At 43.1% G+C, this 9,248-nt stretch carries 6 protein-coding genes, 3 tRNA genes and 1 rRNA gene; all 10 read right to left on the bottom strand.

The window, feature by feature from the left end; all coding sequences use genetic code 11:
* Nucleotides 1-19: 19 nt before the first annotated feature.
* Nucleotides 20-1,186, bottom strand: coding sequence for a MalY/PatB family protein (locus OCV72_RS06800; protein WP_055282830.1), 1,167 nt, complete (start codon nt 1,184-1,186; stop codon nt 20-22).
* Between the two features lie 22 nt (nt 1,187-1,208).
* Nucleotides 1,209-2,432, bottom strand: a complete 1,224-nt coding sequence (locus tag OCV72_RS06805) for a M20 metallopeptidase family protein (protein WP_055282833.1) — start codon at nt 2,430-2,432, stop codon at nt 1,209-1,211.
* 56 nt (nt 2,433-2,488) lie between these two features.
* Nucleotides 2,489-3,229, bottom strand: a complete 741-nt coding sequence (locus OCV72_RS06810) for an amino acid ABC transporter ATP-binding protein (protein ID WP_044920574.1) — start codon at nt 3,227-3,229, stop codon at nt 2,489-2,491.
* A gap of 42 nt (nt 3,230-3,271) precedes the next feature.
* Nucleotides 3,272-4,117 (bottom strand): transporter substrate-binding domain-containing protein, encoded by an 846-nt coding sequence (locus OCV72_RS06815; RefSeq protein ID WP_044920568.1) that lies wholly within the window; start codon nt 4,115-4,117, stop codon nt 3,272-3,274.
* A gap of 76 nt (nt 4,118-4,193) precedes the next feature.
* Nucleotides 4,194-4,856 (bottom strand): amino acid ABC transporter permease, encoded by a 663-nt coding sequence (locus OCV72_RS06820; RefSeq protein ID WP_028086778.1) that lies wholly within the window; start codon nt 4,854-4,856, stop codon nt 4,194-4,196.
* Nucleotides 4,857-5,061: 205 nt separating this feature from the next.
* Complete coding sequence (locus OCV72_RS06825; protein ID WP_055282835.1) at nt 5,062-5,628, bottom strand: M48 family metallopeptidase; 567 nt, start codon at nt 5,626-5,628, stop codon at nt 5,062-5,064.
* A gap of 80 nt (nt 5,629-5,708) precedes the next feature.
* Nucleotides 5,709-5,780, bottom strand: a tRNA-Asn gene (locus OCV72_RS06830).
* Nucleotides 5,781-5,902: 122 nt separating this feature from the next.
* Nucleotides 5,903-8,795, bottom strand: a 23S ribosomal RNA gene (locus OCV72_RS06835).
* Nucleotides 8,796-9,023: 228 nt separating this feature from the next.
* Nucleotides 9,024-9,096: transfer RNA gene (locus OCV72_RS06840), tRNA-Ala, on the bottom strand.
* A 73-nt stretch (nt 9,097-9,169) separates the two neighbouring features.
* Nucleotides 9,170-9,243, bottom strand: a tRNA-Ile gene (locus tag OCV72_RS06845).
* Between the last annotated feature and the right edge of the window lie 5 nt (nt 9,244-9,248).

A 9,248-nucleotide genomic window follows, 5' to 3' on the forward strand; every position in this document is an offset into this window, starting at 1 on the left:
TTATTGATAATTTCTATAACTATTTTCTCACTAAATTCGCAATCAGTGCATTGACACCAATCTCTACATTCTCTTTTGATGTCGCGAGATTCATTCTTATAAATGCAGCAAACCGTTCTCCGCCGAACCAGTCACCGAAATCAACAGCCAAGCGGCATTTCTTCTGGATTACTTCTTTCATCTCATCTGCTCTTACATATGCTTCAAGATTAATCCAGCACAGATATGTTCCTTCCAATGGAGTTACAACTGCCTCTGGAAGTTTTTCTGCAAGTTCTGCTTTCAGGTACTGATAATTCTCTTCAATCTGATCCAATACCAGTGTCAGCCATTCATTGCCTCCTGCATATGCAGCCTGAGCTGCAACATAACCAAAAGCATTTCCTCCCAGTACTCTGTTGCCTTTTACATAAGCATCCCACTTTTCCTGAAGTTTTTCATCCGGAATGATCACCATAGAATTCTGTGCACCCGCAATATTGAATGTCTTCGATGCAGCCATGATCGATACCATAATATCATCATACTCTCCGGTTGACAAAGATGGGATATGCTTATTCTCTCCAAATACCAGATCCTGATGGATCTCATCTGATATAATATACACCTGATGCGCTCTGCAGATTTCAAAAAGCCGCTTTAACTCTTCTTTTTTCCATACTCTTCCCGCCGGATTATGTGGTGAACACAAAATAAATAATTTCACCTGATGATCTGTGATCTTTTTCTCGAAATCATCGAAATCAATCGAGTATTCTCCATTCTCGTTCTTAAGATCGGAACAGATTAAATTTCTGTGATTGTTCTTTACTGCGTCTAAAAACGGATAGTATACCGGTGTATTTACAATTACCGCATCATTTTCTTCTGTCAGAATCTGCAACAGCCAGTGGAATCCTGCTACAACTCCCGGTGAAAACCGGATCCATTCTTTTTTCACTTCATATCCGTGATGCTCCCTCTCCCAGTCAATGAATGCCTGATAATAAGCATCCGGAATCTTATAATACCCATACACTCCGGATTCCACATATTCCCTAAGTGCGCTGACTACACACTCCGGTACACGAAAGTCCATATCTGCCACCCACATTGCATGAAGTCCTTCTTCTCCGAACATTTTCTGCTGTCCGTCCCATTTATTACAGTTTGTATTTCTTCGATCTACATAAACCAGCTTTTCCATTCTGATACCTCTCCTGTTCTTTTTAATTTTCCTTCAGTTCTCCCATACAGCCGTGAATCGCAATATTGGCAAATGCGGCAGCCGCTCCTGCCAGTACCGTATCATCAAACTGATATTCCGGACTGTGCAGACCCGGAATTGCTTCTTTCTCTTCCGGTTTAATTCCAATAAACATATAGACCGCCGGAACACGACAGCTATATTCTGCAAAATTTTCTCCGCCAAGATTATCTTCTTCTATAATATAAACATTTTCCTTTCCAAGTACATCGGCTACTGACTTTTTCACTCCGTTTAATAATTCCGGAGCGTTCTTTACACTTCCCCCGTGAATCCTGATATCTGCCTGATAAGAAGTTCCGTATACCTGGCAGATTCCTTTTATCTCTTTTTCCAGTTCTGTTTTCATTTTTTCCAGAACTTCTCTTTTTACGGCTCTCATCGTTCCGCCAAATACGCAGTCCTGCGGAATGATATTTCTGACATTCACATTCCCTGCCTGCATATAAGTAACTGACATGATCTTAGGCTCTGTTCCACCGATCGTACGTGTCAGTATTGCCGGAATATGCTGGTAAATCTCATTCGCTGCCGCAATCGGATCAATCGTCTGCTCCGGCCATGATGCATGCCCCTTCTTTCCGATAATTCTGACTTTAAAATCTCCCACACAGCCAAATGCATAGCGTCTCACGATTCCGATCTTACCACTCTCTACAGACGGCCATCCATGTGCGGCAAATGCCATATCCATCTTCGGATCTTCCAGTACTTTATCTTCTTCTATCATCGTATCCGCGCCAAGTCCGACTTCTTCCCCCGGCTGAAATGCGAATCTTATGCATCCACCGAATTCATCTGTCAACTGTGCCAGAATCTTTGCCGCACCGATCAGCCATGTCGCATGTCCGTCGTGTCCGCATGCATGCATACGTCCGTCATGCCTGGACTTGTAAGTGCTTTCCACTTTTTCTTCCAGTGGAAGCGCATCTATATCCGCCCGCAGCAAAACATTTTTCCCATTCTCTTTCTTCCCCTTAAGTTCTGCGATCAGACCATACCCACCGGCAGCATGTTCTCTTATCTTAAGCCCCGGGATCTTATGTAATTCACGGCTGATGATCTCGTGTGTCTTTGGAAGGTCGATTCCAAGTTCCGGATACTGATGCAGTTCTCTTCTGATGCGGATCAGTTCCGGTTCTGTCTCTTTTGCAATTTGTCTTATCTTATCATTTATATTACTCATTGTACCAACTCCTCAAAAAAGGCCTGCACAAACCCTGTGCAGACCTTTCAGCCATTCTATTTCCGATTAACAAAATTCAGGAACTGCTGAAGTCTTTGATTCTCTGGATGATCGATGATTTCTTCCGGTCTTCCATCGGCTGCAATTCTTCCTCCGTCCATGAACAGGATTCTGCTTGCTACTTCTCTTGCAAATCCAATCTCATGCGTAACCAAAATCATTGTCGTTCCTTCTTCGGCAAGAGATTTAATCGTATTCAGTACTTCTCCTACCAGTTCCGGATCCAATGCCGATGTCGGCTCATCAAATAATACCACATTCGGATTTACTGCAAGTGCTCTTGCAATTCCAACTCTCTGCTGTTGCCCTCCGGACAGTTTCGATGGGTAAAAGTCCTTTCTTTCACTCATTCCTACCTTATCCAGCAGTTCTAACGCAATTTTTTCCGCCTCTGCCTTTGACTTTTTTTGTACAACGGTCAGCGCTTCCATTACATTTTCTAATGCAGTCTTATTCTTGAAAAGATTATATCCCTGAAATACCATGGAAGAATGTTTTCTCAATTCTATTACATCCTTCTTTGTATGGTTCTGTGCATCTACCGTTACATCACCAATTGTTATTTTTCCCTTTGTCGGTACTGTCAGGTAATTCAGACATCTGAGTAATGTAGATTTACCAGTTCCCGAAGGTCCTAAAATTGCAATCACTTCATTCTTATTGATTGTCAGATTGATATCTTCTAATACTTTTGTATTTTCATCAAATTCTTTATATAAATGTTCAACCTTAACCAACTGTGTTTCTGTTCCCATACGTTTTAATCTTCCTGACTTTTCTTATTTCTGGATTAATTTTGTCATATCAGCATACATCCATTTTTCAGTAATCTTTGCTACTGTTCCGTCATCTAACATATCCTGGATTACATCATCTAATTCTTTTGTCAGTTTATCTCCGTCATCTGTTTTTTGGAGGAAATAAGCTACATTATTTGCCAGAAGCTGTTCATCAAAGAAACGGAATTTTGCATCTGTATTGTTATGTGTAAATGCGTTTACATTTGTTGTTGTATTCGCATATGCATCAATTCTTCCAAGTTTCAGATCGTTCATACCTACAGCACTGTCTTCATAAAGTTTTACTGTAAATCCTTTTTCTTTCGCCATGTCTTCGATGATTGTCTGTGCAGCCTGTCCGTTTGTACATCCTACAGTCTTTCCTTTTAAATCATCAGATGTCTTGTAATCAGAATCATCATTTACGATAATGCACTGTGAATCTCCGTAGTATGGGATTGTTGCATTATATTTGTCTGTTCTTTCTTCTTTTACTGCAAGGCAGTTTGCAACTACATCAGCACGTCCTGTATCCAGTTCTCCCCACATAGCATCGAAAGAAGCCTGTTTTACTTCTACTTCCCATCCGGTACGTTTTTCAATTTCATCCCACATCTCTGCGTCGATACCTGTCCATTTTCCATCATCAGAAATAAGGCTGTATGGTTCTCCTGTTCCAGATGTAACAACTGTTACTTTCTTTCCGGAATCTTTTTTGTCATCACTCTTAGACTCTGAACTTGCTTTTTTATCTGAATCATCAGATTTGGCATTGCTTCCGCATCCTGCAACAGTTCCTACTGTCATCATAGTTACTAATAAAGCAGCTAATACACGTTTTTTCATAATACTTAATCTCCTCTTTTTCACATAAATGATAATGTATCTATCTTAATGGGGTTGTTCCATTTAAGATCTTGTCTTAATACATATTTGCACATTTCTTTTCTAATAATTTGTGTAAGATTCCAAGCACAAATATAATCAGCCAGTACACCAGCATAACGGCAGCATAAATTTCAAAATATCTGAACGTTCTGGCTCCCTCAATCTTGGCAGCTCCCATGATATCCGGTACACCAAGCATAAATGCAAGCGAAGTCATTTTGATCAGGTTAATGATGTCGTTAAAAAGCGGCGGTAATGCCACACGTACAGCCTGTGGAATTACGATTCTCGTAACCAGCTGAAAATTCGTCATTCCCAGTGAATATGCAGCTTCTTTCTGTCCTTCATCAACGGATAATAATGCTCCTCTGATACTTTCTGACATAAAAGCTCCCATATTAAAACTCATAACTACCGCTACAGCGATAAGTGGTGTCATATTTCTCACAAATGCACTGTATAATGCAATTCCATAATAGAAGAAATACAACTGTGCTACGACCGGTGTACCTCGCATAATGGATACATACACTCTTGTCAGCTGATACAATACCGGAATTTTGTAATAACCGATGATTGCAATAATGACTCCCACGATCAGTGCAAATATTGTCGCAGCTATCGTTAATTCAAATGTAATATTAACTTTACTTGCAATAATCGGCAGGACTTCCAAAAAATAACTTACTTTAAACATTTCACCTACTCCAGACCTGTTATTTCTATTCCTAACAAGTTAACATTTTAACATCTTCAAATTATTTTTCATCGTCATTGTCCTACAAAGCATTTGTTAATTTTTGTATCTTTTGCACATATTCTATAAGTATTATTATTTATAGAAGTTTTCTATATATTTTTCTTTAAGTAAATGTTTTCTTATGATTGTTGTGTATTCCTTCTTATTCTATATGATACTCCCTTAGTTTTTTCCTGCGTTCTTCATAATCCGGCATATACTTCTCTACCACATTCCAAAATGCATTCGAATGGTTCATCTCTTTTCTGTGTGCCAATTCATGCACCACTACATAATCAACCAGTTCTTTTGGCACAAATAACAATCGATTATTAAAATTCAGATTTCCATTGCTGCTACAGCTTCCCCATCGTGTTTTCTGATTACGCATAGATATCCTTCCATATGTAACACCCATTATTTTTGCATAATATTCAACTTGCCCTTCTATATACTGTCTGATCTTCGCTTTTCCTTCTTTTGTCTCGATCGGTGGAAGACCTGACATATCATCCCGATTGTTTCCAGCCAGACTCCATTCCTGCCGCTTTCTTATAATCCATGCTTCATGTTCCCGGATAAATCTTTCTATAATCTCTCTTGGTGCCCGCATTGGAACTCTTGCATTTACTGTACCATCATATTTCACTTCTAACCCCAGTGTCTTCCTTTTTGATCGTATAATCGGAATCTCTATTGTTTCATTATCTGTTTGTAAAATGTATTTCATATTATTTATCCTTCTCATTCATTATAAAGTACTCTCTTATAACATAAAAAGACAGAAATCAAATCGATTTCTGTCTTTAACTCCCCGAGTTGGGTTCGAACCAACGACCCTTCGGTTAACAGCCGAATGCTCTACCACTGAGCTATCGAGGAATACTTATATAGTATAAACCCTTTTGTCTCTTTTGACAAGGGTTTTTACTTGCTTTTTTATTTTTATGTACCTTCAAAACTGCATACAAGAAATATTTTCTTCATCCTACCTATCACCTTGCTTGGTCATGCCCTCGACCGATTAGTATCAGTCAGCTCCATACATTACTGTACTTCCACCTCTGACCTATCTACCTCGTCGTCTTCAAGGGGTCTTACTACTTACGTAGGGATATCTCATCTTGAGGGGGGCTTCACGCTTAGATGCCTTCAGCGTTTATCCCGTCCCGGCTTGGCTACTCTGCCATGCACTTGGTATGCAACAGATACACCAGCGGCCAGTCCATCCCGGTCCTCTCGTACTAAGGACAGCTCCTCTCAAATATCCTACGCCCACGCCGGATAGGGACCGAACTGTCTCACGACGTTCTGAACCCAGCTCGCGTACCGCTTTAATGGGCGAACAGCCCAACCCTTGGGACCTACTTCAGCCCCAGGATGCGATGAGCCGACATCGAGGTGCCAAACCACTCCGTCGATGTGAACTCTTGGGAGTGATAAGCCTGTTATCCCCAGGGTAGCTTTTATCCGTTGAGCGATGGCAATCCCACTTTATACCACCGGATCACTAAGTCCTACTTTCGTACCTGCTCCACCCGTCGGTGTCGCAGTCAAGCTCCCTTCTGCCTTTGCACTCTTCGAATGGTTTCCGTCCATTCTGAGGGAACCTTTGAGCGCCTCCGATACCCTTTCGGAGGCGACCGCCCCAGTCAAACTCCCCACCTGACATTGTCCCCCGACCAGTTCATGGTCGCTGGTTAGAAATCCAATACTGCAAGGGTGGTATCCCAACAGCGGCTCCGTGACAACTGGCGTCATCACTTCCTAGCCTCCCACCTATCCTGTACATGCAATACCGAATCCCAGTATCAAGCTGGAGTAAAGCTCCATGGGGTCTTTCCGTCCTGGCGCAGGTAACCAGCATCTTCACTGGTATTTCAATTTCACCGGGTGCATTGTTGAGACAGTGCCCAAATCATTACGCCTTTCGTGCGGGTCGGAACTTACCCGACAAGGAATTTCGCTACCTTAGGACCGTTATAGTTACGGCCGCCGTTTACTGGGGCTTAAATTCAAAGCTTCGCGTTACCGCTAACCTCTCCTCTTAACCTTCCAGCACCGGGCAGGCGTCAGCCCATATACTTCACCTTACGGTTTTGCATAGACCTGTGTTTTTGCTAAACAGTTGCTTGGGCCAATTCTCTGCGGCCAGCTCTCGCTGGCACTCCTTCTCCCGAAGTTACGGAGTCATTTTGCCGAGTTCCTTAACAATGCTTCTCCCGTCGGCCTTAGGATTCTCTCCTCATCCACCTGTGTCGGTTTACGGTACGGGCTTAAGTAAAACAATAGCGGCTTTTCTTGACGCATGGCTCACACACTTCCCTACTCTTAATTCGGTCCGCATCACGTCTTCGGATTGATGAACGGATTTGCCTATTCATCTCCTACCCCGCTTGCACCGGCTTTTCCATTTCCGGCTTGTGCTCTCCACACGTGTCCCCACAGTTCTGTTTACTTAAGGTACAGGAATTTCAACCTGTTGTCCATCGGTTACGTCTTTCGACCTGGCCTTAGGCCCCGACTTACCCAGAGCAGATCAGCTTTACTCTGGAAACCTTAGATATTCGGCCGGAAGGATTCTCACCTTCCTCTCGCTACTCATTCCGGCATTCTCTCTTCTATACAGTCCACAGCTCCTTATCGGTACTGCTTCGTCCCGTATACAATGCTCCTCTACCAATGATCTAGGATCATTCCTGAGCTTCGGCAGTGTGTTTCAGCCCCGGACATTTTCGGCGCAGGACCTCTCGACTAGTGAGCTATTACGCACTCTTTGAATGTATGGCTGCTTCTAAGCCAACATCCTAGTTGTCTTTGAAATCCCACATCCTTTTCCACTTAACACACATTTTGGGGCCTTAGCTGCAGGTCTGGGCTCTTTCCCTTTTGACTGTCCAACTTATCTCGTACAGTCTGACTCCCATACAACATCTACACGGCATTCGGAGTTTGATATTCTTCGGTAAGCTTTGACGCCCCCTAGGAAATTCAGTGCTCTACCTCCGCAAGACTTATATGAGGCTAGCCCTAAAGCTATTTCGAGGAGAACCAGCTATCTCCGGGTTCGATTGGAATTTCTCCCCTATCCACACCTCATCCCCACCCTTTTCAACGGATGTGGGTTCGGTCCTCCATTGCCTTTTACGGCAACTTCAACCTGGACATGGATAGATCACCCGGTTTCGGGTCTGCTCCGACTGACTCATTCGCCCTATTAAGACTTGGTTTCCCTTCGGCTCCACACCTTTGGTGCTTAACCTCGCCAGCCAGCGCAACTCGCCGGACCGTTCTACAAAAAGTACGCGGTTGAGCATATAAAGCTCTTCCACAGCTTGTAAACATATGGTTTCAGGTTCTGTTTCACTCCCCTCCCGGGGTCCTTTTCACCGTTCCTTCACAGTACTATGCGCTATCGGTCACTAAGGAGTATTTAGCCTTACGGGGTGGTCCCCGCNNNTTCAGTCAAGGTTCCACGTGTCTCGACCTACTCTGGATACCGCCATGTCAACTCATCTTTCGCTTACGGGGCTTTCACCCTCTCTGGCCGGCTTTCCCAAAACCGTTCTGCTAAATTCGTTGAATCAATTATGCGGTCCGAACCCCGGGATGCACGCACCCCGGTTTGGGCTCTTCCGTTTTCGCTCGCCGCTACTCACAGAATCACATGTTGTTTTCTCTTCCTCCGGCTACTTAGATGTTTCAGTTCACCGGGTTCCCTTCCTTAAGTTATGTATTGGCTTAAGGATACTTGAGGTTTGCTCAAGTGGGTTTCCCCATTCAGAGATCTCCGGATCAAAGGATATTTGCTCCTCCCCGAAGCTTTTCGCAGCTTATCACGTCTTTCATCGGCTCTTAGTGCCAAGGCATCCACCATACGCTCTTTCTAGCATGACCAACTTGTTCTCATCCACGGGAATGGATGATCACTACACCGATATAGCGTTATCGGCGTTGGCTTAAGGTCAATTTTATTTACGTCTGTTTTCTTCAGACAGTAATTATTACTCTGTTTATAACAATTACCTCGGATGTCTTGATTAAGATATTTAAAAATCTTATCATTTCTATTTCTTATATGCAATTTTCAAGGTACATAGATGATAATGAGTTTTCATTATCAAGTGGAGAATACGAGATTCGAACTCGTGACCTCCTGCTTGCAAGGCAGGCGCTCTCCCAACTGAGCTAATCCCCCATATTCAATTAGTTTAGGCTTATAAAGTGGACTTAAGTGGGCCTTACCTCCTCAATCTCACGTTTATAAGTCATGGGCTTAAGTGGACTCGAACCACCGACCTCACGCTTATCAGGCGTGCGCTCTAACCAGCTGAGCTATAAGCCCATCTT

The organism is Dorea amylophila, assembly GCF_025567265.1.
In the GTDB taxonomy this organism is placed as follows: Bacteria; Bacillota; Clostridia; order Lachnospirales; family Lachnospiraceae; genus Dorea_A; species Dorea_A amylophila.

Coding starts and splice junctions, on each gene's coding strand:
- OCV72_RS06800 (WP_055282830.1), bottom strand. CDS start 1,186: ATGGAAAAGCTGGTTTATGTAGATCGAAGAAATACAAACTGTAATAAA.
- OCV72_RS06805 (WP_055282833.1), bottom strand. CDS start 2,432: ATGAGTAATATAAATGATAAGATAAGACAAATTGCAAAAGAGACAGAA.
- OCV72_RS06815 (WP_044920568.1), bottom strand. CDS start 4,117: ATGAAAAAACGTGTATTAGCTGCTTTATTAGTAACTATGATGACAGTA.
- OCV72_RS06820 (WP_028086778.1), bottom strand. CDS start 4,856: ATGTTTAAAGTAAGTTATTTTTTGGAAGTCCTGCCGATTATTGCAAGT.
- OCV72_RS06825 (WP_055282835.1), bottom strand. CDS start 5,628: ATGAAATACATTTTACAAACAGATAATGAAACAATAGAGATTCCGATT.